Annotated in this window: 25 protein-coding genes; 7 read left to right on the top strand and 18 right to left on the bottom strand. The window is 42.3% G+C overall.

What is annotated here, in order from left to right:
• The first annotated feature begins 1 nt into the window (after position 1).
• The 7 genes from AAFH98_RS11385 (at position 2) to AAFH98_RS11415 (ending at position 8855) form a co-directional block, all read left to right on the top strand.
• Positions 2-1282: a lactate 2-monooxygenase gene (locus AAFH98_RS11385; protein WP_342522836.1), complete on the top strand. Its 1281-nt coding sequence runs from the start codon at positions 2-4 to the stop codon at positions 1280-1282.
• A gap of 94 nt (positions 1283-1376) precedes the next feature.
• Positions 1377-2015 carry a thymidine kinase gene (locus tag AAFH98_RS11390; protein WP_342522837.1) on the top strand — a complete coding sequence of 213 codons (639 nt, stop codon included), beginning with the start codon at positions 1377-1379 and terminating at the stop codon, positions 2013-2015.
• Positions 2012-3346 (top strand): NupC/NupG family nucleoside CNT transporter, encoded by a 1335-nt coding sequence (locus AAFH98_RS11395; RefSeq protein ID WP_342522838.1) that lies wholly within the window; start codon positions 2012-2014, stop codon positions 3344-3346. The genes AAFH98_RS11390 and AAFH98_RS11395 overlap by 4 nt, the downstream gene beginning before the upstream one ends.
• A gap of 6 nt (positions 3347-3352) precedes the next feature.
• Positions 3353-4285, top strand: coding sequence for a hypothetical protein (locus tag AAFH98_RS11400; RefSeq protein WP_342522839.1), 933 nt, complete (start codon positions 3353-3355; stop codon positions 4283-4285).
• A complete protein-coding gene (locus tag AAFH98_RS11405) occupies positions 4278-5723 on the top strand; it encodes a peptidylprolyl isomerase (protein ID WP_342522840.1) in 1446 nt (481 codons plus the stop codon). Before AAFH98_RS11400 ends, AAFH98_RS11405 begins: the two co-directional genes overlap by 8 nt.
• Positions 5724-5727: 4 nt before the next feature.
• On the top strand, positions 5728-6720 hold the full coding sequence (locus AAFH98_RS11410) for an AAA family ATPase (RefSeq protein WP_342522841.1): 993 nt from the start codon (positions 5728-5730) through the stop codon (positions 6718-6720).
• Between the two features lie 11 nt (positions 6721-6731).
• Positions 6732-8855, top strand: coding sequence for a vWA domain-containing protein (locus AAFH98_RS11415; protein WP_342522842.1), 2124 nt, complete (start codon positions 6732-6734; stop codon positions 8853-8855).
• 1 nt (position 8856) lies between these two features.
• Here AAFH98_RS11415 and AAFH98_RS11420 read toward each other — a convergent pair whose 3' ends face one another.
• The 18 genes from AAFH98_RS11420 to AAFH98_RS11505 form a co-directional block, all read right to left on the bottom strand.
• A complete protein-coding gene (locus AAFH98_RS11420) occupies positions 8857-9885 on the bottom strand; it encodes a S66 peptidase family protein (RefSeq protein ID WP_342522843.1) in 1029 nt (342 codons plus the stop codon).
• Complete coding sequence (nadD, locus tag AAFH98_RS11425) at positions 9885-10487, bottom strand: nicotinate (nicotinamide) nucleotide adenylyltransferase (protein WP_342522844.1); 603 nt, start codon at positions 10485-10487, stop codon at positions 9885-9887. Before nadD ends, AAFH98_RS11420 begins: the two co-directional genes overlap by 1 nt.
• The gene (locus AAFH98_RS11430; RefSeq protein WP_342522845.1) at positions 10487-11380 is read right to left on the bottom strand and encodes an outer membrane protein assembly factor BamD; all 894 of its coding nucleotides are present in this window, start codon (positions 11378-11380) and stop codon (positions 10487-10489) included. The genes nadD and AAFH98_RS11430 overlap by 1 nt, the downstream gene beginning before the upstream one ends.
• A gap of 13 nt (positions 11381-11393) precedes the next feature.
• Positions 11394-12389, bottom strand: a complete 996-nt coding sequence (locus AAFH98_RS11435) for a polyprenyl synthetase family protein (RefSeq protein ID WP_342522846.1) — start codon at positions 12387-12389, stop codon at positions 11394-11396.
• A gap of 63 nt (positions 12390-12452) precedes the next feature.
• Complete coding sequence (gene fni, locus AAFH98_RS11440; protein WP_342522847.1) at positions 12453-13475, bottom strand: type 2 isopentenyl-diphosphate Delta-isomerase; 1023 nt, start codon at positions 13473-13475, stop codon at positions 12453-12455.
• Positions 13476-13477: 2 nt separating this feature from the next.
• A complete protein-coding gene (locus tag AAFH98_RS11445; protein ID WP_342522848.1) occupies positions 13478-14206 on the bottom strand; it encodes an SDR family oxidoreductase in 729 nt (242 codons plus the stop codon).
• 78 nt (positions 14207-14284) lie between these two features.
• Entirely contained in the window at positions 14285-14809 is a 525-nt protein-coding gene (locus AAFH98_RS11450) for a DUF2480 family protein (RefSeq protein WP_342522849.1), read from the bottom strand.
• Between the two features lie 3 nt (positions 14810-14812).
• The gene (locus AAFH98_RS11455; protein WP_342522850.1) at positions 14813-15148 is read right to left on the bottom strand and encodes a HesB/IscA family protein; all 336 of its coding nucleotides are present in this window, start codon (positions 15146-15148) and stop codon (positions 14813-14815) included.
• 21 nt (positions 15149-15169) lie between these two features.
• On the bottom strand, positions 15170-15721 hold the full coding sequence (locus tag AAFH98_RS11460) for a NifU family protein (RefSeq protein WP_342522851.1): 552 nt from the start codon (positions 15719-15721) through the stop codon (positions 15170-15172).
• A 93-nt stretch (positions 15722-15814) separates the two neighbouring features.
• Positions 15815-17068 carry a cysteine desulfurase gene (locus AAFH98_RS11465; RefSeq protein ID WP_342522852.1) on the bottom strand — a complete coding sequence of 418 codons (1254 nt, stop codon included), beginning with the start codon at positions 17066-17068 and terminating at the stop codon, positions 15815-15817.
• Between the two features lie 12 nt (positions 17069-17080).
• Positions 17081-18421, bottom strand: a complete 1341-nt coding sequence (gene sufD, locus AAFH98_RS11470; RefSeq protein ID WP_407935498.1) for a Fe-S cluster assembly protein SufD — start codon at positions 18419-18421, stop codon at positions 17081-17083.
• A gap of 5 nt (positions 18422-18426) precedes the next feature.
• On the bottom strand, positions 18427-19203 hold the full coding sequence (gene sufC, locus AAFH98_RS11475; RefSeq protein ID WP_342522854.1) for a Fe-S cluster assembly ATPase SufC: 777 nt from the start codon (positions 19201-19203) through the stop codon (positions 18427-18429).
• A 54-nt stretch (positions 19204-19257) separates the two neighbouring features.
• Positions 19258-20709: a Fe-S cluster assembly protein SufB gene (sufB, locus tag AAFH98_RS11480; protein WP_342522855.1), complete on the bottom strand. Its 1452-nt coding sequence runs from the start codon at positions 20707-20709 to the stop codon at positions 19258-19260.
• A gap of 308 nt (positions 20710-21017) precedes the next feature.
• A complete protein-coding gene (gene pta / locus AAFH98_RS11485; RefSeq protein WP_342522856.1) occupies positions 21018-22010 on the bottom strand; it encodes a phosphate acetyltransferase in 993 nt (330 codons plus the stop codon).
• Positions 22007-22864 carry a hypothetical protein gene (locus AAFH98_RS11490; RefSeq protein WP_342522857.1) on the bottom strand — a complete coding sequence of 286 codons (858 nt, stop codon included), beginning with the start codon at positions 22862-22864 and terminating at the stop codon, positions 22007-22009. Before AAFH98_RS11490 ends, pta begins: the two co-directional genes overlap by 4 nt.
• A complete protein-coding gene (locus tag AAFH98_RS11495; protein ID WP_342522858.1) occupies positions 22864-24582 on the bottom strand; it encodes a caspase family protein in 1719 nt (572 codons plus the stop codon). Before AAFH98_RS11495 ends, AAFH98_RS11490 begins: the two co-directional genes overlap by 1 nt.
• A 38-nt stretch (positions 24583-24620) precedes the next feature.
• On the bottom strand, positions 24621-25865 hold the full coding sequence (locus AAFH98_RS11500; RefSeq protein WP_342522859.1) for a BamA/TamA family outer membrane protein: 1245 nt from the start codon (positions 25863-25865) through the stop codon (positions 24621-24623).
• Entirely contained in the window at positions 25847-26296 is a 450-nt protein-coding gene (locus tag AAFH98_RS11505) for an NUDIX domain-containing protein (protein ID WP_342522860.1), read from the bottom strand. Before AAFH98_RS11505 ends, AAFH98_RS11500 begins: the two co-directional genes overlap by 19 nt.
• Positions 26297-26308: the final 12 nt, after the last annotated feature.

Genomic DNA, 26308 nt, shown 5'->3' on the forward strand with positions numbered 1-26308 from the left:
AATGGCTTCAAAAGCTTCAGGAAAGCCTTTCTCACGACGAAGGCAAACCGATATTTTTTTGGGATCACTGAAGGGGGAAAAACGAACGATACCTATCGATTTCAACAAACTTCGGTTAGCCGCGAAAGAACATCTTTCCGATGAAGCCTATGCCTATATTGCCGGTTCGGCGGGGCGTGAATCAACAAAACGAGCAAATCGGGACGGTTTTAGCCAGTGGAAGATTGTGCCTCGGATGTTAAACGATGTATCACAATGTGATACCGAAATTACACTCTTTGGAAATCGCTACCCTGCCCCATTTCTACTTGCACCCATTGGAGTGTTAGATATGGCGCATCCCGGTGCCGACTTGGCTGTTGCGAAAGCGGCTGCTTCCGAAGATATTCCATTTATTTTTTCAAGCCAGGCTTCGGTTGATATGGAGACTTGTAGCTCCGCTATGGGTAATTCGCCGCGCTGGTTTCAATTATACTGGAGTACTTCGAACGAGCTGGTGGAAAGTTTTGTACGTCGCGCTGAATCCTGTGGATGCGAAGCGATCGTTTTAACGCTCGACACCACGATGCTGGGTTGGCGACCACGTGACCTGGATTTAGATTATCTTCCTTTTTTGCGCGGACGAGGAATTGCTCAGTACAGCAGCGATCCGGTGTTCCAAAGGTTGATGCAAACGGAACTCGGAGATGCAGACGAGCCACCTAAATTAACGTGGAGTTCAATAAAAGCACTGATTCAAATGGCTAAGAATTATCCCGGTGGCTTTTGGAATAATCTACTATCTAAAGACCCGCGCAGAGCGGTAAAAACATTTATTGAATGTTATTCGCGCCCCTCTTTAACGTGGGATGATCTTTCATTTCTGCGATCGCTCACTGATTTGCCCATTCTCTTAAAAGGCATTCTCAATCCTAATGATGCGAAAAAAGCCATCGAGCATGATATGGATGGCATCATTGTATCAAATCATGGGGGGCGCCAGGTTGATGGAGCTATTAGTGCCATTGAGGCACTGCCTAACATCATAAAAGAAGTTAATGGCGATATACCAGTACTAATGGATAGTGGTATTCGATCGGGCAGCGATATGTATAAAGCAATCGCTTTGGGAGCTGATGCCGTATTGTTAGGGCGACCATATACGTATGGCTTGGGTATTTCGGGTGAGCAAGGCGTTCGAGAAGTCTTGAAAAACTATCGTGCAGATTTCGAATTAACGATGGCCTTATCAGGATGTAGAACCGTTTCTGAAATCTCGGAAGAGCACTTGGAATCGGTATAACATCAAATAGAATTCGTCTTTTTATTTTTACCCTTACAAAGATATATTCCATGCTTTACTCAGGGTATTCAGAATTATCTCATAAAAGAAATATATGCTTAACGAACCGTCATTTGTACCACAGAAAGTTGGTTGGATTGAAGTTATTTGTGGGGGGATGTTTAGCGGAAAAACAGAAGAACTTATTCGCAGAGCTAAACGTGCTCATATTGCGGGACAGAAGGTTGTAGTAGTAAAACCAAAGGTTGATAATCGGTATGATGATGAGAACGTTGTTTCTCATAACCAAAATTCGCTACCTGGTTTGGTAGTAGATACGGCCGATCAAATTGTTTTGCTCACTGGCGAAGCCGAGGTCGTCTGTATCGATGAGGCCCAATTTTTCGACAAGCAGCTTATGAACGTAGCTAATACGTTGGCCAATGACGGGAAAAGAGTTATTGTAGCTGGGCTGGATATGGATTTTGAAGGTCGTCCATTTGAACCAATGCCCCAAATGCTTGCTATTGCAGAATATGTAACTAAATTACATGCCGTATGTGCCGAAAGTGGAACTATGGCACACTATTCTCAGCGTGTGGTAGAAAATAAAGAACGGGTTTTAGTAGGTGAAACAGATGCCTATGAACCTCGAGCACGGCATTGTTATCGCCCTCCTGTTGACAAACGACGAGGAAAACCTATTACGCCCATCAAGAAACAAGATAATATAAATGAAGAAAACGGATCATGATTGATATTCTGCGTGGTATGATCGGAATGGTGGCTATTATCGGTATTTCGATGCTATTCAGTACGAACAGAAAAGCTATTAATTGGCGATTGGTTGGCACTGGACTCGGTATTCAGTTTGTGTTGGCCATCTTTATTCTTAAAGGTCGCCAGATGGCAGAATATTGGTCTCCCTTGGGATGGCCGAAAGACTTTTTTAGCTGGGTATCTTCTTTTTTCGTTATTGTGTTGGATTTTACCACGGAGGGAGCAAAATTTATTTTTGGCGATCTGGCTAAAAGTCCGGGTATGGATGGCAGTATGGGTAACTTTTTTGCTTTCCAGGTTCTTCCAACGATTATTTTCTTTGCCTCGCTCACGGCCATTCTTTACCACTACGGTATTTTACAACGCATTGTAAAGTATATGGCAAAGGGCATGCAGAAAATTATGGGTACTTCCGGTGCCGAGTCATTATCGGTAATTTCAAATATTTTTGTCGGTCAAACCGAGGCCCCTCTTGTTATTGAGCCGTACATTGAAAAAATGACGCGCTCCGAACTTTTAGCAGTTATGACCGGTGGTATGGCCACAATCGCGGGTGGTGTTATGGCAGCCTATGTACAGATGTTAGGCAATTCGTATGCACAGGCCCATGATGTAGCCCTTGATGTGGGACGATTAATGTTTGCCGAGCAGTTGTTAGGTGCAAGTTTAATGGCGGCCCCGGCTGCACTTGTTATTGCCAAAATTATGTATCCCGAAGATGATGAGCCGGTAACGAAAGGAGAAGTCGATATGAAAATTGAACAGACGGATGCCAACGGTATTGATGCAGCGGCGACGGGAGCTGGGACAGGATTAAAATTAGCTGCTAATGTTGGAGCTATGCTATTGGCATTCATCGCGTTACTTGCAATGGGAAACTACTTTCTGGAAAGTATTGGCAGTTTTACGGGCATTAATTCGCTCATTACTGATGGTAAACTAACTATTGAAAGAGTACTGGGCTGGGTTATCGCTCCTATTGCCTTTATTGTAGGGGTTCCTTGGGCAGATGCTATTAATATGGGATCTTTGCTGGGGACGAAGGTGGTACTTAATGAGTTTGTGGCTTATTTGCAGTTGTCTGAGATGGTCAGTGCCTCCGCCATTAGCGAAAAAACGGTACGAATGGCAACGTTTGCCTTGTGCGGATTTGCAAACTTTTCTTCTATTGCGATCCAGATTGGAGGCATTGGTGGCTTGGCCCCAAGTCGTAAATCAGAATTAGCAGAATTTGGTCTTAAAGCGGTACTGGCCGGTACCCTTGCCAATTTAATGACTGCCACTATTGCTGGAATATTATTTTAAAAAGATATGTTTATCGATATTCGTCGAATACCAATTTTCCTATTTTTGTTCGCATTAGGTTATCTGTTAACCACTTGCGATCAGTCTATGCAGGGGAACACCGAAAACTCGCTTGCACGAGTGGGTAACGAATACCTAACCATTGATCAAGCGGTGGATGATATTCCTGATCATGTATTAGCGGAAGACAGTGTAAATGCCCTTATGCAGTATCGGGACAGCTGGGTTCGCCAACAATTATTGCTGCAGGAAGCGAAAAGGTTGGGATTGCATCAAAAGCAAGAAATACAGAAAAAAATAGAGCAAGCCCGAGACGAGGTTTTGCGTCAGGCCCTGAAAGATTATGTATTGACTAATGCAGAGAAAGAACTAACAGCTACCGATGAGCAGGCACGTTCGTATTATCAGAAAAATAAGGATCAGTTTGTACTTGAAGAAGATTTTGTTCAATATCGGCATATGAGAACGAAAACGCTGGCTGAAGCACGTAATGCACGTCAGGATTTGTTAGGAGGCGTTCCCTGGGCTGAGGTAGCCCAAGAGTATGCTATTGATCCCTCCAGGGCTCTTAGTGAAGCTGAGCAATATTGGCCGATATCAATGGCAGCACAAGGTATTGATATTATGAACAGATACCTCAATGTCATTGGGCAGAGCGAAATATCCCCCATTCAACGTGTTAATGGTGTTTACCATTTTGTTCAATTGATGGATACTAAAGCCGAAGGCAATCATCCCGATTTAAATTGGTTAACTGAACAGATAAAGGATTGGTTAACCTTAAACAACCGGCAGCGAAATTTAAGTTCGTTCATAAAGAATCTTTATCTTAAGGCAGAATCGAATAATGAAGTCGAGACTTTTAACGTTTTATCATCTAAATCTAATCAAAACACAACGGTTCAAGACACACTTGAAAATACCTTATCGAATGAATAAAGTTTATTTACTGCTCTTTTTTGTTGTTTCATTAACATTAACCCCCTTCTTGACACACGCACAAAATAAGTCTTCTGAAAAGAAACTTGACCAAATAGTTGCTGTTGTTAATGATCATATTGTTTTAAAATCTGATGTTGATCAGGAAGTTCAACAGTATCTGATGCAGCTCCAGCAGCAGCAAAACCAACGGGTTTCGTTTAGTGATGATATTTGGTACACCGTACTGGAAAATATCATCGATCGCTATGTGATGCTGGACCAGGCTAAACGCGATTCTATTGTTGTTAGTGATGAAATGGTTGATCAGCAAATTAATCAGAGAATTAATTCATTTATTGATCAAGTTGGAAGTGAGCAAGCACTTGAAGAACAAATGGGTCAAAGTATTGTGCAAATAAGGGCCGACCTGCGGGACAATTATCGTGAACAAATGGTGGTACAGCAATTCCAACAACAAAAGCGAAATAAGGTTTCTATTACCCGTCCAGAAGTAGAAGAGTACTTTAACAAGATTCCTCAGGATTCTTTACCCCAAATTCCTGAGCAGGTAGCAGTATCACAAATTGTAGCCGTCCCCCCACCCTTGCAAGATGCACGAACTCAGGCTCGTGAACTGGCGAAACAGCTTCGCGACTCGGTGTTAAATCACGATAAAACCATCGAGGAGATGGCACGAAAGTACAGTGACGGTCCATCTGCATCATCGGATGGAAAATTACCAATGATGTCGCTCGATGACTTTGTTGCTGAGTATTCTGCGGCAGCTTCTGCACTTGAGCCCGGGGAAATATCTCAGGTTGTTGAAACCAGTTTTGGATTTCATGTCATCCGTTTGAATAAACGCCAAGGTGACCAGATCGATACCAATCACATTCTTATCGAGGTTGGTGGTGAAAGCTATGACGACCAGGCAGCGATTGATAAGCTGGAACAGATCCGAGATTCTGTATTGACCAATGATGATATTACGTTTGCAGAGATGGCTCGCAAGCACTCTGAGGATCCCAATACAGCACCACAAGGTGGTCGCGTGTTGAATCCGCAAACCGGTGAACGATTAATTGCACTCGAACAGTTAGACCCTGCTTTATACCGCATTGTCTTATTACTTGCTGAGGTTGGTGATATTTCTGAGCCAAAATCGTTTACGATGGGCGAAGAAAATGAATCGCAACGAGCGTTTCGTATTGTTCGTCTTGACCGACGTATTGAGGAGCACCGAGCAAATCTAAAACAGGATTATAACCGTATTAAACAAGCCGCTTTGCAAGAAAAGCAAGTGGAGCATATGAGTAAACTACTCTCTAAATTGCGGAATAAAATGTATGTAGAATACAAAATATCTGTTCCTAATAATGTGAGTACTGATACTGAGCAGATGCTTCCTAATGAGTCGAATGCCAATAATACAGGAACTGAGGCCGAGGTAAACTAATAATATGAGTTCTATCCCCGAGGAGTCAGTTGAGGCAGTCGACTTTTTTCAAGATTCTTTTCAGCAGATACGAAAAGAGGTTGGGAAAGTCATTATTGGGCAGGAAGAAATTTTAGATCAGCTACTGCTGTGTCTTTTTTCTCGGGGGCATTGTTTACTTATTGGGGTGCCCGGGCTTGCAAAAACATTGCTGATCCAGACGGTATCACAAACACTGAATTTAGACTTCAGTCGGATCCAATTTACGCCCGACTTGATGCCTGGTGATATTACCGGAACCGAAGTGATTGAGGATAATCGTGAAACGGGCAAGAAGAGTTTTAAATTCGTCAAAGGCCCTATTTTTGCGAATATCATTTTGGCGGATGAGATTAACCGTACCCCTCCTAAAACGCAAGCGGCTTTATTAGAAGGAATGCAGGAATTTCATATTACTGCTGCGGGACATACTTATCCCCTTGAACTGCCGTTCTTTGTTTTGGCTACACAAAATCCTATTGAACAGGAAGGAACGTATCCCCTGCCCGAGGCACAGCTCGATCGTTTTATGTTTAACCTGTGGCTCGACTATCCATCGCTCCAGGAAGAGCAGGATATTGTAAGTCAGACAACATCGTTGGGGGAAGCTGAAATCAATCCCGTTTTAAATGCAGAGCAAATTATTGAGCTGCAAGACCTTGTCAGGGAAGTACCTGTGCCCGAAGGCGTTCTGCAGTCGGCTGTAGAACTGGTTACAAAAACACGTCCACAATCGGATATTGCCCCAGAGTTCATAAAAAAATACATGAGTTGGGGAGCTGGGCCAAGAGCATCGCAATATTTAATCTTGGGAAGCAAAGCACGGGCTCTTTCACGTGGACGTTATAATGTTTCGGAAGAAGATATTCGAGCTTTGGCCAAACCGGTACTTCGTCATCGCATTGTAAATAATTATGCGGCCGAAGCCGAGGGATTAACCGTAGACAAGCTGATTGGAATGTTGCTCGAGGAAATGTAAAGACAACCGCTGTGGACTTCATTTTTCAAGGATTTCAAGCCTCTCTGCCCCTTTGGGTATATATCCTGATTTTTATCAGTACTACAGTCTTATCGTGGTGGTCATATTCAACTATTCAGAGTGTTCCAAAAAAGTTTCGCTATACCCTGATTACGTTGCGTGCATTGGTTTTTGGAATTCTCTTGCTGGTACTGATTAATCCGTTCATAAAGACAGAAACATCCTACTTAGAACCAGCTAATATTTTAGTATTACTGGATAATTCAGCGAGCACTAATATTCAAAAAGCTGATTATCAAGGCCGTGACAGTTATAACGAAGTCCTAAACACATTACGTTTTCCAGAGTCTGATGCGGTTAATCTAAATCCTTTATCTTTTGGGAATCGCGTAAACCCCACTTCCTTTGATAGCTTAACATTTAATGACGACCAGACAGACCTTTCTGCCGCAGTAGAAGCCATCCAAGGTCAAGAAAATGATATTAATGCAGCTATTTTGGTTAGTGATGGTATTTATACAATGGGCAGAAATCCTATTTATGAGACATCTGACTTGGAGATACCTGTTTTTACGATCGGAGTGGGTGATACGACCATTCAGGAGGATGTGTTGGTTTCTTCAATATCAACAAACTCGAGTGGTTACCTGAATACTACACAATCTGTTACTGTAACAATTAATAGTCAGGGGTTTCAGGGAGCTTCAATACCGGTTGAGCTTAGAAAGGGGGACGAAATTTTATCAACGAAGACCGTTGTACCAGAAATAGAGAATAGTAGCTCAGAAATAAATTTTGAGCTTTTGCTTAATCAGGAAGGATTACAGCAGTACGAAATTCATATCCCTACCCTGGAAGGAGAATGGACTGCCGAAAATAATACGCAACGGTTTAGTATTGATGTCCAGGATACTAAGCAGCGTATTTTATCTTTGGCTCTCGAAGTTCATCCTGATGTTCGATTTGTACGATCACTATTGCTTTCGGATGAAAATACCAGCCTCACAAACCGAACATGGTTGCAAGGTAATCGTTTTATTGAAGGAGATTTTGATGTTGATCCCGATTCGCTTGACTTAGTAATTATTCATGGATATCCCCAAACAGGATTATCTGCCGATATAGAAACGAGGCTAAAGTTAATAATCGAAGAAGTGCCCTATATTGTGGCAGCTACTCCGCAATTTGGGGCCGGACGATTTGAAGAAGAGATTGCACAGCTGCCGGTTAATGCAGGTGATCTCAGGAATTATTCACCTGTAACGTTACATTTAAACATCGAGAATACTGACCATCCTATTCTTGAGTTAACCCCTGTAACTTTTAATCGGCTCCCGCCTTTGGCATTTCCAACTGATAATATAATGCCCGTAACGGGGACACAGGTATTATTTCAAAGTGTACATCAGGGAGAACCCACTGGGCAACCTGTAATTACGGTTCAAGAGCTTGGTAATAGACGTCAAGCGATGATAGCTGCTTTTAACTGGTATCGATATCAACAAAATCCGAATGCCGAGGTTCAGCAATTTGTACGACAGCTATGGCAAAATATAATTAGCTGGACTGCTACTGATCCTGATAATGAATTGCTCGATATGCAGCCACAGAAATCATCGTTTTCAGGATCTGAAAATGTGATGTTTAATGCCAGCTTGGTGAATGAGCGCGGTGAAAGTGAGCCGGATGCAAACATTATGGTTACCATTCAGTCGGACTCAATGGAGAGCCGTACCTATTCGATGGAGCATGTCAATAACGGAAATTATCGACTGAATCTTACGCCGTTGCCGGAAGGTTTGTATTCATTCGAGGGTTCGGCACAAAAGGGAGATCGGGTTTTAGATACCCAAAAAGGTAAGTTTTCAGTGAGTGCTTCGAATGCTGAGTTTATTAATACAACCAGGAATGATCAGCTGCTACGTCAGCTTGCCCAGCGTACCGATGGAGAATATATTCCTTTTGATTCACTGGCCAATTTTTGGGATCGTTTGAATGGCCGTGAACTGTTGAATTCACAGGAGAAAACAGAAACCGATTTCTTTTATTTACATCAACATTTGGGGTGGTTTCTTCTTATGATTCTCCTATTGTGTGCAGAATGGATTATCCGAAAGTATCTCTCCCTACCCTGATTTATAATACAGCTGATTCTCCAATTGATATTGTTCCCTTACCAGCATCTATTGAAGCTTGTAAACCAACGGGAAGAGTTGTCATGTTTTCGATATGCCCTATTAACGCTCCCGAAAATGCCGGGATACCAAGGGGCTTAATATGGTCATTTAGTACGTCATGTAATGATTGACTGTATGAATTTGAGGGATCACAGCTGTTACATTGTCCTAATACAAAGCCTGATATTTGGTCGAGTACGCCATTTAACTTAAGCTGTGTTAACATGCGATCAATGCGATATACGGCTTCACCCACATCTTCAATAAACAGGATATTGTCTTGCCATTGGGGCAAGTAATCTGATCCCATCATGGCTGATAGTACGGTTAAATTCCCGCCTAAAAGACGTCCCGAAACTTGGCCGGGGGTAATCACCGATAATGAATTGCAGTCGTCACACAACTTGCCTTCAGGTATTTCAGCTATATAATCGTTGGTTCCATGTAATACATCTCGGAAATGCTGGACAGTAAAATCTGTCCAATCCGATTTTCCTACGGGACCATGAAAAGTAATTAATCCGGTTTTAGCATAAATTGCCAGTAGCAATGTAGTAATGTCACTGAATCCCACAATTATTTTGGGATTATTTTGAATCAGATCAAAATCAATAAGTGGCAACAGGCGATTACAGCCCCAGCCGCCTCTAAAAGGCAAGATGGCACCTACTGAATCATCAGCAAACATGGCATGCAGGTCAGCGACTCGCTCTTTATCAGTTCCGGCCAGATAGCCGTTGGTGTTACGCGCATTGGGGCCTTCTTTAACGGTATAACCCAGTTTTTGTATTTGATCTACAATCTTATCGTACTGCTTGCGCTCAGGTAAGATAAACCCCGGACTTATGAGTCCAATCGTATCGCCTTTTTTTAGTGCTGTAGGCTTGATCGTTGGGTTTTTAGTGCCGTTAGAATGTATACTTGACCCAAATAGCGATCCTAATCCACCAGCAGATATCAGTCGTAGAAATCCTTTGCGATCCATCATTAATCAATAGAGTTATATAGGTTATTTGTTTCAATGATTTGTTCAACCTCTTTCGGAACCAGGTTGGAAATATCGTTGCCGGTTCGTACCAACTCTCTAACTTCGGTTGAAGAGACAGCTATGGGATGGTGATTGATGAAATAAGTATTTTTCAGGATAGAGTCATCCATGTTTTTTGTATTGGTTCCCGGCCGTTTGGCTACCAGAAGGTTACAGTGTGCAAGAATTTGTTGCCAATCTTTCCAGCTTTTAAAATCCTGAAAAGAGTCTCCTCCAATACAAAGAAAGAACTTGTGCTGCGGATAGGTTTCGTATAAGTATTTAAGGGTTTGAATAGTATATGAAGGTTGAGAGAGCTTATTCTCAAGGTCGCTAACGTTAACTCCTTCAATATCTCCAAATGCCGCTTGCAGCATTTTTAACCGATAACGATAGTCAGCAAGCGAAGTTTCTGTTTTATGAGGTGGGTCGGGGGTTAAAAGAACCCATAACTCATCAATATAATCAGATTCCAGAAATGATTTTGCAATAGAAATATGCCCCTTGTGTACAGGGTCAAAACTCCCCCCTAATATTCCTATGCTCTTCCCGGGGGGTGACATTAATTTGTATTTGTTGTTTGTGTATTCTGTTCAGCTTGCTGGACCTCCTCCTCCTCTTCTTCTTCAACAACAGGAATATCATCAGGGAGCTCAGCTATTGCTGATCGTGCTTCATCAACAAGCTCTTCAGCCTCTTCGCGATGTTCCCCATTTGGGAATAACTGAATAAACGTTTCGTAAGATTCTATTGCCTTTTGATAACGTTCTTTTTGCCGTGGAAGAATACTACGACTTGCATACGTATTATAGGTTTCTATTTCATCCACTAAAGCACGTTGCGCCCATTTGGTCTCGGGATATTTGTCAATCGTTAAATCGTAATAAATGATAGCTGCTTCATAGCGATCAGTCCGCATATACATATTTGCTGAATGATACAGCTTCTTAGCCAGCTTAGATCGCATTTCGGATATATATATTCCTACCTCATCAGCCCGTTCCGAGTTTGGGAAACGAGAAGTGTAAAGCTGAAATTTTTCAATGGCCGTACGGGTATATTTTTGATCTAATCTATACCGTGGGCTGAGTTTGTAATAACAATATGCTTCTTTGAATTGAACTTCTTGCCGACGTTCTTCTCGGGGGAACAGGGAAATAAACCGTTCATATTCCGAAGCCGCCAACAAATAGCGACCGTCATTATAATATGATTCAGCAAGATAGAATTGAGCATCTTGTCCATATTCAGTACCGCGGGCAATTTGTACTACCGTTTCAAAAGCCTCGGCAGCCTCAGTGTAATCCTCTTTTTCATAAAAGGCCATTGCCTTGTCATAAGCAACCTCCAAAGAGTCTCCCCTTTGAATAAGGGCATCATTTTTACAGGATATAAAAACGAATGCTAATAGTAAGAGACAAGAAAACTTATGGGTTAGGGTAGAAATCTTATACATTATTTTTTGTGATTTAATATTCACGAGAGATCAAACGATTAAAAAAACTAAAAATTTCTGTTTTGTATGCTGAATCTTCAAATGCTTCAAGATGAGTTAAAGCTTCTTGGTAATGGTATTGCACCGCCTTTTTAGTGTCTTGGATAATATCCAAATCCTCATAAATGCCAATAACACGATTTATCTGTTCAATTTCAGATTCAGGATCACCTAATATAGCCTTCAGTTCGGCTTCTTGTTTTGTATTACAGCGATCAAGCGCAAGCAGGGTGAGATATGTCTTTTTACCTTCAATGATATCCCCTCCCTTTTTCTTGCCAAACTTATCGGGGTCAGCGGTCGCATCCAATAAATCATCTTGAATTTGAAATGCAATACCTGCTTTTTTTCCGACATATTGTAACTCTTCGAGAACATCAGATGAAACGCCTGCAACAGCCCCACCCATGGCAAGAGCACCGCTTATTAAGGCCGCGGTTTTTCCTTCAATCATCCGAATATATTCCTCAATGCTAACATCAGGCTGATTTTCAAACATCAAATCAAAAGCCTGCCCTTCACACACCGTTTCGGCACTGTCCAGGAAAAGGTCTAAGATCGTTTTATACTGATTTTTTGAATATGAATCTTCTTCCCCATAATATTGAAGCTGCTTAAAGGCTTTGGCATACATGGCATCACCAGATAAAATCGCGGTGTTAGAGTTCCACTTTTTAAATACACTGGGTTCCCCGCGACGAGTCTCAGCTCGGTCCATAATGTCGTCATGCAAGAGGGTGAAATTATGAAGCAACTCAATAGATATTGCTGCAGGAAGTGCTTCTTCAAGATCTCCACCACACATACCACAGCCGATGAGCGTTAAATAAGGACGCACACGCTTGCCAGACAATGATAGTGTATATCGAACCGGGTCATAGAGTAACGACGGCTCTTCTGGCAAATCTAATGCTTCCAGTTGCTCTTCAATTTGTTCAGATATTTGCTGCTGTTGATCTGTTATTTCCAAGTTCTTGTAGCTGAGTTTACAAAAGGCCAAATATAAGTAATTTACAACAACATTTTGGAGATGTTATTGCTTCAGTTTTAGGTGGTTGGGATTTAATTCTGAAGGCGACTCGCACCCCAAAAGTGTAAGAATAGTAATCAACTGTTTTTTCCATTTTAGAAATAACCCTTCAAGTCCTTCGTAGCCATTATCTACAATCGCTTTAATAATAGGTTGTGCAGAAGCAGCAAAATCAGCACCCAAACAAAGCGATTTTGCAATATCATGACTTGATCGGATACCCCCTGAGGCAATGAGTTCAAAGTTATGGGTCGACTTCAGTTTTGTAAGCTGTGTAACACATTCTAACGTAGGAATCCCCCAGTTATTGAAATCAGTATCAGGATTTTTATTTGAAGCTCGTTCATTCTCCACTTTGGCCCAGCTGGTCCCTCCTGCACCGGCGACATCAATGATGTTCACACCAGCTTCCAATAATCGCTGACCAACGGATCCGGAAATTCCAGCTCCCGTTTCTTTAACAATGACAGGCAAATTAGTATCTGAACAAAGCTGTTGGATTCCTTCTTCAATGCCTTTGAAGTTACGATCTCCTTCAGGCTGCATCAGTTCTTGGAGGGGATTCAAATGTACGATAACGGCATCAGCTTCTATAGATTCTATCAAAAGTTGCAGGCCATCCGGAGATAAGCCTCCTACCAGCTGTGCACCACCAATATTGGCAGCAATAAATGCATCGGGGGCTTTTTCTCTCACCACAGAAAATGAAGCTTCAGCATCATTATCTTCAAGCATAATGCGTTGACTACCAACCCCAAACGGTAGATTATAATCAGCGCAAAATTCGGCAATAATAGCATTAACAGCACCAGCATCGGTATACCCGCCGGTCATTGATGAAATGAACAGTGGAAATGAAAATGAGCGTCCCAATAAAGTTGTCTGCGTGGATACATCATCAATATTAATTTCCGGCAGTGCGTTATGAGCAAAATAGTACTGTTCAAATCCGGTAGGAACTTGATAGCTCATATCTCCCGCCGCTGTTAAATCAACATGATCTTTTTTGCGGTCTTTAATACTCATAATTAAATCATGTAGCTTCCACCGTTAATATGGAACGTCGATCCTGTCATGTGTGGCACTTTTCCGCTTGCAAGAAATGCCACAAGTTCGCCTACTTCATCGGGAGAAGTGATCTCATCAAAAGCCATGCCTTGGGTCAAATATTCTTCGCCGTATACATCGATAGAATCCATTGCCATATCTGTTTTGATAAAGCCTGGCGCTATAGAATAGGCCGAAATACCCTGTTCTCCGAAATCGCGGGCCACGCTTTTAGTAAAAGCGACTAATCCGCCCTTAGAGGCCGCATAAGCTGAATACTCTTGCGTATCACCGCGATAAGCAGCTCGAGACGATACGTTAATCAGATATCCCTCCCCTTCTTTGGTCCATCGATTTAAGGCCCATTTTGATATAAGTGCTGGAGCACGAAGATTTACTTGCATTGTTTGATCCCACTGCTCCAGCCAAAATTCATCACCTTTATCAAAGCCAGATTCCTTGAAAATTCCAGCATTATTGATGAGCACATTTGGAGCTTCTTCCCTTTCAAATATCGGCTTGATCTTTTTTTCTACAGCGATCGGGTCGGACAGATCTACATATAGAGATTGAAAACGATTGTTCTGAGTAAACTCATTAGGGAATTCAGAAGATCGGGCCGTACCTATTATCCGAAAGTCATCTCTTAGTAATGCTTTTGTAATGCTCTTTCCAATGCCGCGGGATGCTCCGGTGACTAATGCGTACACAGTTAATAGATTGGTTAAAATTTGTCCTGCTTGAAAGTAAGAATCGGACGGTGGGCATCCAAGTAAATGATAAAGCTGTTAATCGCGATACACCGGAACGTTCGAGCAAGCTTCTCCATACATTAACTTTTTTACGTACGGCACGAGCTTTTGAGTAGCATGTAAATATACGCTCTCGGGCACGGGCTTTTCCTTGCTTGAACATCCTTTGAGGATTACAAACTTATCTTCGTATGCTGACCAATCGAGACCTTCCAGATTACGGCGATATAATTCGAAAAGCATATCCTCTTTTTGCCCCTTGAAAATATCTTTTGCATGACCTGCAAGATGCTGTCCCACAAGCATATATGCCCATTTAGATATAATAGCATCAGTAGAACAAAATACGCCCACATACTGCCCATCATATTGACTCCAATCGTGTTCTTCAAGCGAATCGCGGAATTCCTGCTCCTTGAGAATCATCCCTTTAAAAAGAAATTGTTTTAGATCTAACTCAGTTCTGGGGGTCTCATCGAAATACTTTTGTAGATCGATGGTAATCAGTTTATCAGACTGTTTGACCTTATTGACAATTTCTCCTTGTGTATCTGTAGCCATAGCTTAGATCGAAAATGATTCTCCGCACGAGCATGTGCGATTGGCATTCGGATTATGAAAGTGAAACCCTTCACCATTTAATCCATCGGTGTAGTCGAGCTTTGTACCAGAGAGATACAGAAAGCTGCGCATATCTACGATGAGCCTAATCCCCTTGTCCTCAAACTGCTGCTCTTCCTCATCAGGATTTTCTTTGGTATCAAATTCAAGATCATAGGTAAGCCCTGAGCAACCTCCACTGACGACGCCAACACGAAGGAGTGCATCTTCACCGATTTGCTGCTCTTCTCGAATCTGCTTGATACGTTCCGCAGCGCGTTCTGTAATAGAAATTGACATAAAATACCCCTTCCTGTTTAATTAAACAGAGACAACCTGTATCTCGGGATCAATGCGTTTAACCATGCTCTCGATAGCATAAAGTGTTCCGCTGGTAGCCGTTGGGCAAGTCCCACAGGCTCCCTGGTAGTGGACTTTCAAACGGTTGCCGTCAAGACCCAAGATCTTAAGCCCACCTCCATCAGCAAGCAAATATGGTCGAACCTGCTCATCAAGTAGCTGGTTAATTTCTTGAAGTCGAGGATCATCCGTTTCCTGAACCTCTTTCGTAGCATGTACTTCCTCATCTTCCTCGGCATCTGTTTGCTGCTTCGCCTCACGAATGGGGGGAGCGAGTTGACGAAGAAGCTCTGACCAAACCGCATCACCGTCTTGGGTTACCGTCACATATTTATCAACGTAATACACATTAATTACGTGATCGATATCGAAAAGTGCTGACGCCAATTCATCATGTTCGGCGTCTGAAGCATCTTCAAATGATTTTGTAACTCCATTGGTCAGGGGATCTCCCAATACAAAACGCATGGCATCGGGATTTGGGGTGCGTTCAATTTCTTTGATCTTTGGCATAGTAAGTTTGGTCTAATAGCTTTTAAAATTTCACTATTTAGAACGAATATAAATATAAAATAGTTCAATTCACAGCTTCGACTTAAGCTGGAATTATGAGTCGTTAAAAATAGATATCGCTTTTTTAATTCCTTCGATTAAACGGTCGATATCATCCTTAGTGTTATAGAATGAGAGTGACGCTCGTGCTGTAGCGGGTACATTAAATCGACGCATCGTCGGTTGTGCACAATGGTGGCCAGTACGAATGGCTATGCCCTGCTGATCTAAAATTGTACCAATGTCAGCGGCATGAATATTATTATGTACAAAAGAAAGCACAGAGGCTTTTTCTTGAGATGTACCGATGATACGAATACCATCTATCGACTGTAGCTGCTTTGTACCATATGAAAGTAACTGGTGTTCTTTGTCAGCAATATTTTGCATCCCAACTTCTTCCAAGAATGAGATCGTTTCACCAAAGCCAATGCCCGCTGCAATGGGCGGCGTGCCTGCCTCAAATTTATGAGGGGTAATATTATACGTAGTTTCTTCAAACGAAACTTTGTCAATCATATCTCCTCCACCGCGATATGGAGGCATCTTATCAAGATATTGCTTCTTGCCATAGAGAATGCCAAAGCCGGTAGGACCACACATCTTATGCGCTGAAAAAGCGTAAAAGTCGGCGCTCAAATCTTGAACATCGACAGGCGTATGTGGTACGGCTTGGGCTCCATCCACCAATACGGGGATCTCATATTCATGAGCTTTGGCAATCATCTTTTTAACGGGATGAACGGTGCCTAAAGCATTTGAAACGTGTCCGACAGCGACAATTGCAGTTTTTTCATTAAGTAGATTCACATACTCATCCCAGATGATATCACCATCATCGTTAACAGGGATAACTTGTACCTTGGCTCCCTTTCGTTCGGCAACCATCTGCCAGGGAACAATATTTGCGTGATGCTCAATTTCTGAGATTAAAATCTCGTCCCCTTCATCAATAAACCGGTCACCAAAACTATGGGCTACCAAATTTATTGAATCGGTTGTCCCAGTGGTATAGATGATTTCCTCTTGGTGCTCAGCATTGATGAACTGCTGCACCTTTTTACGAGTCTCCTCATAAGCATCAGTCGCTTTTTGGCTGAGCGTATGAATACCACGGTGTACATTTGCATGCTCGTTGCGATGATAGGCATCGATACGATCTGCTACCCGCGTAGGCATCTGGCTTGAAGCTGCATTATCAAGGTATACCAAGGGCTGTCCCTTGACCTCTTGCGAAAGGACAGGAAACTGTTCTCGAATGCGAGAAAAATCTACATTTTGCTTGGTTTTTGTTGCAGCTTCAGCCATTGCTAACCTTTATTATACTGTAAGTTTAGAATCGAGTTGATTCTCAGTGAATTTGTGGACTTCATCTACCAGTAGTTCTTGCACAGAGTCGACTGTAATATTTTCGATGGTTTCGAGTGCGAAAGCGTAAATAAGCATTTCGCGTGCCTGCTGGTCATTCAACCCGCGGCTTTTAAGGTAGAATAGCTCATCTTCTTCAAGCTGTCCTACAGTAGCACCGTGTGTACAGACTACATCATCAGCAAAAATCTCAAGTTGAGGTTTGGTGTTGACCAATCCCTTGCGAGAAAGCAACAGGTTCCGGTTCTCTTGGAAAGAATCGATCTTTTGCGCGTCTTTACGGACAAAAATCTTTCCATTAAATACGGAGTGTGCCTTACCCGTGATCACACATTTGTGCAACTGGTGACTTTCGCAGTGCGAGAAACGGTGATCCATCACGGAGTGCGTATCAGAAACCTGGTCGCCATCAATAAGTACAAGTCCATCTACCGTAAACTCAACTTCTTCATCACGTTGCGAAATACGAGGCTCGTTACGTGAAAGCTTGGCACCTCGTGTAATTGTATATGACTCGTAATCAGCATGATGATGTACAAAAGCAGCCGTTCGTGCAATGTGGATAGCCTCCTTGCTATCGCGCTGAATCTTAGTGTGTTTCACATATGACTCTTCTTCAGCATTAACTTCTACAACAGGCAAATTGAAATACTTGTTGTCGCCAAGTCCGATATGATCTTCAACAATTGTTACTTCTGATTCTTTATCGGCAACAACGACACTGCGTGACGTTGTAAAGTACTTCTCATCGGCATCCGTTTGAACAAAAAGCATGTGCAACGGTACATCAACCGTAAGTCCTTCAGGGACATAGACAAACACACCGTCAGTTAAAAAGGCCTTATTAAATGAAGAGAAAATATCTTCCTCAAAATTATTCTCAAGATATTTGTTGAGGTGTCCTTTGAGAAGCTCGTTATCCTCTTCGGCCAGTTTAGCGATATTTCCTATAACGACCTCATCGGGAATATCATCCGTAGAAGAATGCTCCGCAGAAAATGTTCCATTGACGAATACCATGCGTGCGCCTTCACTTTCCGGCAGGTAATGCTCGCTGATATCTGGGAGTTCAACATCCACGTCCGAGGCCAAAGTATATGAATCTTTATATAGATCTCGGAGACTGATAAACTTCCATTCTTCAATCTTCTTTGTAGGAAATGGAATATTGCGAACTTCCTCTGCCCCTTTGAGGCGTACTTCGTCTAAGAATTTAGACTTGCCATTCAGTGAACCCTGAAAGTTAAGTAAGTCTTGTAAAAACGTTCGTTCTTGTTTTTTCACGTTACCCATGTTAATTATTGCTGTTCACCATTTACAGATACTGCGTCAGTTATCCAATCATAGCCTTGCTCTTCAAGCTTAATGGCCAGATCTTTATCGCCGGACTTGGCAATCTTGCCGTCGATCATTACGTGCACGTGATCGGGCGTTACGTAATCCAAAATGCGCTGGTAGTGTGTTACTAGAACAACGGCGTTATCTTCACTTGAGATCTGATTAATGCCATTGGCAACAATCTTCAGGGCATCAATATCCAATCCAGAGTCCGTTTCATCGAGGAACGAGAGCTTGGGATTGAGTACTGCCATCTGGAAAATCTCATTACGTTTCTTCTCACCACCACTGAATCCGGCATTGACACTACGATCCAAAAATGCGGGATCCATGTCAACGAGTTCCAGCTTCTCATGGGCATAATCCTCAAACTGAAGGGGATCCAGCTCTTCACGTCCCTGTTCTTGAGCAATGGTATTGTATGCCTGGCGAAGCAAATTCTTATTTGTTACGCCGGGCACTTCAACAGGATATTGGAAAGCGAGAAAAATACCTAAATGAGCACGTTCATCAGCCTCAAGTTCTAAAATACTTTCTCCGTTATACAGGATATCGCCTTGTGTAACTTCGTAGGCCTCATGTCCTGCTACAACTTTAGAAAGAGTACTTTTACCACTCCCATTGGGACCCATAATTGCATGGATCTCACCGTCATTAATAGTCAAGTTAACTCCTTTAAGGATCTCTTCTGATGGATCCTCTTCAACACAAACATGTAAATCTTTGATTTCTAACACGTTACCTTATTCCTCTAATATTTTTGATTAAAAAGTTTTCTGATCTATATAAGATTAACCTACACTGCCTTCGAGCTTAATACCGAGCAATTTGTCAGCTTCAACGGCAAACTCCATCGGCAGTTCTTGTAATACTTCTTTAGCAAAACCATTAACGATAAGCGAAATTGCATCATCTTCATCCATACCACGTTGTTGCAGATAAAAGATCTGATCTTCACCTACGCGGCTGGTCGATGCCTCATGTTCTACTTTTGCTGTCGGGTTAGCCGATTCGATATATGGGAAGGTATGCGCCCCACAAGTCTGCCCAATAAGCATTGAGTCACAAACCGAGTAATTCTGTGCTCCCTCAGCTCGAGGACTGATTTTAACAAGTCCGCGGTAGCTGTTATGAGATTTACCCGCAGAAATGCCCTTCGAAATGATAGTGCTCTTCGTGTTTTTACCGACGTGAATCATCTTCGTGCCGGTATCTGCCTGCTGACGATTATTTGTTACCGCCACAGAATAAAACTCACCAACAGAGTTATCTCCCTGCATAATTACGCTTGGATACTTCCACGTAATGGCAGATCCTGTTTCTACCTGCGTCCAGGAAATCTTGGAATTGTCTCCACGGCAATGTCCTCGCTTCGTCACAAAGTTAAAGATTCCGCCCTGCCCTTCTTCATCACCGGAATACCAGTTCTGAATGGTTGAGTATTTAATCTCAGCATCTTCAAGGGCAACTAATTCAACAACAGCTGCGTGCAACTGGTTTTGTTGGTATTGCGGTGCCGTACACCCTTCGAGGTAACTTACGTGACTATTATCCTCACAGATAATAAGTGTACGCTCAAACTGTCCCGATTGCATGTTATTAATACGGAAATACGTAGAAAGCTCCATTGGACAAACCGTATCTTCGGGAACGTATACAAATGATCCATCTGAAAATACAGCCGAGTTCAATGCGGCATAAAAGTTATCACCCTTGGGAACAACCGATCCCATATATTCTTTCACCAGCTCGGGGTGGTCCTGAATAGCTTCAGAGATAGAGCAGAAAATAACGCCCGCATCAGCAAGCTTTTCCTTAAAAGTGGTAAAAATAGACTCACTGTCGAAAACAGCATCAACAGCGATACCTTGCAGCTGCTTCTGCTCTTCAAGGGGAATCCCTAACTTTTCATAGGTCTCCAAAATTTGCGGATCAACATCATCCAGACTATCCGGATTCTTCTTGCCATCCTTCTTTTTTGTTGAAGAATAATACTGGATGTTATCAAAGTCCGGCTTCTCGTACTCTACATTCGGCCAGTCGGGCTCTTCCATCTGCTTCCATTTTTCAAAAGCTTCCAGACGGAATTCAAGTACCCATTCCGGCTCATCTTTGCGACGAGAAATTTCGCGGATGATATCCTCATTGATACCCTTGGGAAAATCTTCATATTCCACATCGGTGGTAAAACCATACTTATACTCACCACCAACCATGGATTCTAACGCTTCAGTTTCACTCATAAGAAATTATTGCGGTAAATTTTACGATTTCGTCAATTTAATTCTAAAACAGTAATTAATGCTGCGACGTTCGAGACTGGATTTGGATTAATTCTAATTAGACCCAATCGAACTATTGATAGAACTCGCTTTCACAGAGCCTCAAATATAAGGATTATTGGCTGTAACTTAAACTTAATTCAGACGGAAATATTACCTCCCTTCAATACTTCATTTTAGTGTGTAAAGATCGGATAGCATCTTCCCGATTACTAATCGAAAAATGCTATTATGGAGATAGGTAGTATTTATGGGCGGACATTTTTGTACTATTCTCCCATTAAAATAGCAACGCAGGCAGCGTTAACAATATCTTGCCAGTGGCAACCCCGTGAAAGATCCATCATAGGTTTAGCCAGCCCCTGCAGAATAGGGCCCGTTGCCGATGCCCCGGCCAACCGTTCGGTAATTTTATAAGCGATGTTACCAGCATCTAAGTTAGGAAAAACAAACACGTTACCCTGCCCTTTTATAGGAGAGCCAGGTGCTTTGCGCTGAGCGATTTCGGGGACAAAAGCAGCATCAAACTGTAGTTCACCATCAACAGTTAGCTGTGGGGCTTTTTGTTGGATACGTTTTGTAGCTTTTACTACAAGCTCTGTTCGTTCGTGTTGAGCACTGCCTTTGGTCGAAAAGGAAAGCATTGCCACCTTGGATTCTTCTCGGGTCAACAATTTATGAGTACGGGCCGATTCAATAGCAATATCGGCCAGCTGTTCGACATCCGGATATGGTACTACTCCACAATCGGCGTATGTTAGTGGCGGCTGTCCTTCGAGAGCCATCAAAAAAGTACTGGAAACCGTATTATTTCCTTGCCGAAGCCCAATGCTGTGAATGGCTGCACGGATAACGTCTCCAGTCGTGGCCATCGATCCAGCCACACAACCATCCGCCCTGTTGGTAGCCACCAGCGTCGCCCCCAAATACAATGGGTCGTTAAGTGCTTGCATAGCCTCATCTTTCGTAACCCCTTTATGCTTCCGCCGTTGATACAGGTAATCGATTAGCTCATCTTTGTCTTGCACAGTATTAGAGTTCAAATAACTGATTTCATCAGGAAGCACTACTCCTGACCGATGTGCTATATCGGCTATCTCCCTGTTGCTTCCGATGAGTTGGACATTACAAATCTGGTTCTGAATTAAAAAAACAGTGGCTTGTAATACTCGTGAATCACTCGACTCGGGGAATACAATGGTCTTGTTTTGTTTGGAAGCCCGTTCTCTGATCTGTTGAATAATATTAGTATTGGCACTCATAATAATAGCGTTATGGCTATGATGGCAGCTCCGATGCCGGCCCATTGTTTCCTTGTTACGGTATCATCCCAAATAAATAAGCCGAGCAGTGTGCCACCTAAAACATTTAAAATATTTACGACAGGATAAGCAACCGATCCGCTGATACCTCCCAATGCATAAATTAAAAAAATAGAACTATACAAATTGGGGATTCCTATAGCTGTCCCTAAAATGGCTTCTTGCCTGGTGATAAGTTTTCCTTTTTGGAAAAGACTGATCACCAATCCAATTACAAAAGCAGCCGTAAAAACTAAGCCCATAAACGTGAGTTCATTGAGGTTCGTACTAAACTCCTCCTCATAGATTTTTAGCGAAGCATCGGCAAAACCGGTAAGTACAAAAATACCAACCAATAACCACGAGGCACTTATAGATCCTATTTTGATATTATTTTTCTTGGGGATGAGTAATATCATGGCACCAAAAACACCTATGATACCTATAATTTTGATGGCATTAAGATACTCGGCATACCAATAGATGGAAATGACAACGGGTACCAAAAGCGACAAGCGCATAGCAGCAATAGTGATGCCGACCCCATTTGCATGGACTGATTTGCTGTAGGCTACAAAATTCCCGATAAAAAAGGCACCCACAACGGCACAGAATATAAGAAGTACAGTTATATGGGACGAGAGCGTTGCACTAAGCGCACCAGTGTATCCTACAAATAATGCAAAAACACCCGCCACCAAATAGTTGACAGTGAGTGTGTTGAGGGTTCGCAAGTTTCTACTTTCGGTAACTTTGAGCAGATGGGCAATAGTCAGAGAGCATATAGAACTTAACAGCAAGTACAAATATGCCATTATTCACTGACTATATTAAGTTGAGTATTGCCGAATAGCAGCGGTGATTGAGGGCGGTCGTAAAGTTTGCGTGATGTGTACGAGACATTTCGCTCAAGGTATTGATAGATATCAGAAATAGTCGTTCGGCGTTCTTGCAGGGCTCGGGCAAAGAAATATGGGAAAATATGATGCATTTTTTCCACACCTTGCGACATATACAAGCCAGACACGTTGTTGAGTCGGGCTCCAAACAGAATAGAACTATTCGGATGGGCATCAGTTAATGGCGAAACCGTATACTCCATGATTTTCTGTTGCTGATTTTCTGGTGTTCTACCCTTCTGATTGCTTGCCGAGAAATCGATGTCGCTAAGGACAATAGTCTTCGCTGATGATACCTTTCCAATTTCGCTAAATATACTACGCAGCGATATGGTTGAGTCAGTTTTGGCTTCTGACGGAACAGTTAACAGCTGCAGTTCATTAGCACTATTTTGTGTTTCGATGGTTCCATACCCACTGAAATAGACAAAGAATTCGGTGCTGTCATTAGCACTTTCTTGGATGGATGAAAGTACCGTATTAAGCGTATCACTGTCGGGGATATCAGCTAACTGGTGAATATCTTCTTCCTTATATCCCAAAGCATTTTCCAAGTAACTTCGAATGAGTCGGCCATCCCGAAAGGCAAAATTGCGTGTGTTTAGCGGCTCTTCGTAATTTTGATTTACAACCAGTAATGCCTTAGCATTATTATTCTGCTGATTTAGTACAGGGATATTGCTTTCAACATCCACATTGCCAAAAGGTACGCGGGGTACGGCAACCTGATCTTCTATCGTATAATCTTCGGATCGCCAGATGATATCAGCAGAAGATTTTTTGATATAGGTTTCTGATATGCCATACAATACTTGATACCATTCGTCATTAATGTTATTGATCTTCAATTCGCTGCCCTCTACAAGATCTGCCAGTACATTATCGTCATTCTCATTAGCACTGCTTCGTAAGGCTGTTAGTTGATCATTAACTACAGCATAAGGCTGCAAGACAGATTCTATAGGATATTCATATTGATAAAGGGAATCGGCAAACAAAACCTCAACCGTTACACTACCGGGGTTAGCACCGGATAAATTTAGATCCTCAAGAGCATCTCCTACAGGAATATTGAGCTTGCCGTTTGATAATTGTTGATTGTTATCTTCAAAAATAATCAGATCATTGTAGAGCATATAAACCGATGCCGTAGTATCAATAGAACTATTGGCTGGCATGGTATCAATTTCTGTTGTAGTACCAGTACTCCGAAGGTACCGTTCTTCACCGGTGGGTTGTGGATCACCTACGGCTTTCATATTTAAAAAGCCTGAAGCAAGCATTAATGCGCCCATTCCATTTAAGGTCCATCTTTTGGTAGAGGTGTCATGACCAAAATCAGTTGCATTGGCCAGATAAAATGCCATGGTGGCCCCTCCTATCCCTAAAGCAACCGATCCCCATCGCAATTGATAATCTTGTATGGTTCGCTGTACCAAAACCCGTTGCGGATATTCATATTCCGTTTTAGTAAATAATTCAAGACTCAGGACAGGATTTCCAGAATTTATTTCTCCACTTTGCTGTAAGAAATAATTTTCCCGAACAATTTCAGATTCTGAATGGTCGACAGACTGTTTTTCCTGCACAGTCCATCGAGCACTGGTACACGAACCCAAAAAGCCCGATAACATACATATGATCGCTATGTAAAAATATGCTTTCAACCTTCTTAAAGTGATATTGTTGCGCCAATGCCAAAGAGCTGACGAAATTTGAATGATTCTTCATTTCCGGGATGCGAAAGCCAAAGAGGTAAGTCATATCGCAACACCAGACCTCGGCTTTTACCTAAATAATCAGGAATATCCACCGAAAATAAAAAGCCCAGTCCAGAATCAGAGAGTACCCTGCTCTCTTCAAAGCGGCTTATACCTAAGGATGTTCCGGCATCGAAAAATACATACGAGCGAAGATCAATAAGTCCGCCTATAACCGGGATATTTTTTAACGCTTTTGCAGCAGGATTTGGATAATTGAGTTCCATATTAACAGTCGAAAGTGATGTGTAAAGCGGTGCTGTACCATTATTCAGGGACTGAATATCATTCTTTAGATAGCCTCGCAAGTTAGGGCCACCGGTAACCTGTATGTTTCCAATTTGCATCCAAGATGGTGGTATCGTACCTCGTGCCCTTGTTAATCCACTGTTCATCCATTTTCGTGGAGAACGAAAGCTACGGGTGAAAAGGTATTCCGGTGCAGTATTATTACTGGCAATGCCAGTGTATAGTCGCCCAAATAACGAAAAACGTTCTGATAGGTTAACTTGCTGTCGAAGTATAGCGGCACTCCGCAAAAAGGAATCGGCTTCTCCTCCTAAGTTAATATCAGCAGAAAAAGAGAGTGCATATCGTCCAAGCCCATTCACATTGGTGAGATCTAAGGTGGCATTGGCCAAATATAACCATTGGTTTTGCCACAGTTGTTGGTATAGCAAATAGTCAGAGTTAAAGCGATCTTCTGCTCGAACTCCTATTGCTAACTCCTTGTAGTTCAATTCATTAAATCCGGTTTGCCAACGTTTATTAAAGGTGATGCCATGTTGTTGAAATCCAGTTCGGTATAGGCTCTCTAATGAGATGCTTCCTTCGCTCCCAAAATCTGAAATAGAGGGAATGGGTTCGGTAAAGCGCAGGTAATATGATACAGGATGAGTGGGAATATTTGTGCCCAGCCAAAGTCCAGCATTAAGTCGATGGGGACCATCGCCAAACGTGCCGGGAATCTGCCCTCGGACTCGTACTCCTGTCCTAACCCCATCCACGCTATTGTACCAAATATCAGGAGCTGGAAGAAGTTCATACGAGGAATCTTCTTGGGCTAAGGATTCATTGGGGACTGTAAATCCAATAAACAATAATATAATAGCTATTGCCCAGTGGCGATAAAAGTTTGCTACGATGCTATGATCCACTCCTCTAAAATTTGATTTGATGTTACAATATCTGCTAATAAGTTCATCAGCCGTTTCTGTTCCGGCCATTGAATATAGGTATCTATCTTATCTTGGGAAATCCATTTCCAATCTTCATGCTCGTGATTTAATACGATGTTAGCATTTTTGTCGACTTCTGCTCCAAAAGCAGGAATCTGCTTTACGGCATCGCTTTTCATATCATAAAATTGATTTATGGATGGAAGCACCCAAAATAGTGTAGGTTTTAAATTCGTTTCTTCGCAAAGTTCCCGAACCCCTGCTTCAAAAGCTGTTTCATCTTGTTGAACTTTTCCTCCAACCATCCGCCATTGTCCGCCGTATATAACATTATGAGTACGTTTTAAAATAAGGAATTTCACCTCATTACTTACGTAGCTATAGGGATAAACATCAATAAGGCGTTTCATGAGATGATCTGG

Source organism: Fodinibius sp. Rm-B-1B1-1, assembly GCF_038594945.1.
Lineage (GTDB): Bacteria > Bacteroidota > Rhodothermia > Balneolales > Balneolaceae > Fodinibius > Fodinibius alkaliphilus.

Coding starts and splice junctions, on each gene's coding strand:
- fni (WP_342522847.1), bottom strand. CDS start 13,475: ATGAGTATTAAAGACCGCAAAAAAGATCATGTTGATTTAACAGCGGCG.
- AAFH98_RS11495 (WP_342522858.1), bottom strand. CDS start 24,582: ATGTTATCGGGCTTTTTGGGTTCGTGTACCAGTGCTCGATGGACTGTG.
- AAFH98_RS11455 (WP_342522850.1), bottom strand. CDS start 15,148: ATGTCAATTTCTATTACAGAACGCGCTGCGGAACGTATCAAGCAGATT.
- AAFH98_RS11460 (WP_342522851.1), bottom strand. CDS start 15,721: ATGCCAAAGATCAAAGAAATTGAACGCACCCCAAATCCCGATGCCATG.
- AAFH98_RS11385 (WP_342522836.1), top strand. CDS start 2: ATGGCTTCAAAAGCTTCAGGAAAGCCTTTCTCACGACGAAGGCAAACC.
- nadD (WP_342522844.1), bottom strand. CDS start 10,487: ATGTCACCCCCCGGGAAGAGCATAGGAATATTAGGGGGGAGTTTTGAC.
- pta (WP_342522856.1), bottom strand. CDS start 22,010: ATGAGTGCCAATACTAATATTATTCAACAGATCAGAGAACGGGCTTCC.
- AAFH98_RS11395 (WP_342522838.1), top strand. CDS start 2,012: ATGATTGATATTCTGCGTGGTATGATCGGAATGGTGGCTATTATCGGT.
- sufB (WP_342522855.1), bottom strand. CDS start 20,709: ATGAGTGAAACTGAAGCGTTAGAATCCATGGTTGGTGGTGAGTATAAG.
- AAFH98_RS11490 (WP_342522857.1), bottom strand. CDS start 22,864: ATGGCATATTTGTACTTGCTGTTAAGTTCTATATGCTCTCTGACTATT.
- AAFH98_RS11505 (WP_342522860.1), bottom strand. CDS start 26,296: ATGAAACGCCTTATTGATGTTTATCCCTATAGCTACGTAAGTAATGAG.
- AAFH98_RS11410 (WP_342522841.1), top strand. CDS start 5,728: ATGAGTTCTATCCCCGAGGAGTCAGTTGAGGCAGTCGACTTTTTTCAA.
- AAFH98_RS11465 (WP_342522852.1), bottom strand. CDS start 17,068: ATGGCTGAAGCTGCAACAAAAACCAAGCAAAATGTAGATTTTTCTCGC.
- sufD (WP_407935498.1), bottom strand. CDS start 18,421: ATGGGTAACGTGAAAAAACAAGAACGAACGTTTTTACAAGACTTACTT.
- AAFH98_RS11420 (WP_342522843.1), bottom strand. CDS start 9,885: ATGATGGATCGCAAAGGATTTCTACGACTGATATCTGCTGGTGGATTA.
- AAFH98_RS11400 (WP_342522839.1), top strand. CDS start 3,353: ATGTTTATCGATATTCGTCGAATACCAATTTTCCTATTTTTGTTCGCA.
- AAFH98_RS11450 (WP_342522849.1), bottom strand. CDS start 14,809: ATGGCTACAGATACACAAGGAGAAATTGTCAATAAGGTCAAACAGTCT.
- AAFH98_RS11430 (WP_342522845.1), bottom strand. CDS start 11,380: ATGTATAAGATTTCTACCCTAACCCATAAGTTTTCTTGTCTCTTACTA.
- AAFH98_RS11405 (WP_342522840.1), top strand. CDS start 4,278: ATGAATAAAGTTTATTTACTGCTCTTTTTTGTTGTTTCATTAACATTA.
- AAFH98_RS11390 (WP_342522837.1), top strand. CDS start 1,377: ATGCTTAACGAACCGTCATTTGTACCACAGAAAGTTGGTTGGATTGAA.